This window comes from Acinetobacter endophylla, assembly GCF_053543775.1.
The window spans coordinates 1-403 of record NZ_JBLVOM010000108.1; the positions used below are offsets into that span (position 1 = coordinate 1).

A 403-nucleotide genomic window follows, 5' to 3' on the forward strand; every position below is an offset into this window, starting at 1 on the left:
TTCAATGATTCATTCCCAAAAGTTAATGAAAACAGCGGATAGTTCGTGGATTGAGTGGAAACTTCAGGGTAAAACTTATCGGGGGATTATCTATAACGCGAATATAGTTGAAAATTCTGAAATAAAATCTACTCAAATTATTGTCGGTATAGATACCTCTGAGCATCTGTATTTTTTAAATGATTTTAAGCGTCAACTTTTTTATATAGGTTTAGCTGGTACGTTATGTTTAATGTTTTTAGGATGGTTTGCAACCTGGAGAGGTTTAAGACCCGTGCAAAAAATGGCTAAAGTCGCAGAAGGCATTTCAGCACAACACCTTTCAGAACGTTTAGAAATTGAGAATATACCTACTGAACTAAAGTCCTTAGCAATAGCCTTTAACGATATGTTGGATAGGCTA

Annotated in this window: 1 protein-coding gene; it reads left to right on the forward strand. The window is 35.0% G+C overall.

Annotated features, from left to right (window positions below; all coding sequences use genetic code 11):
* Positions 1 to 403, forward strand: a 403-nt coding sequence (locus ACNPNW_RS05495; RefSeq protein ID WP_448766674.1) for a HAMP domain-containing protein, incomplete at both ends; no start/stop codon positions are given.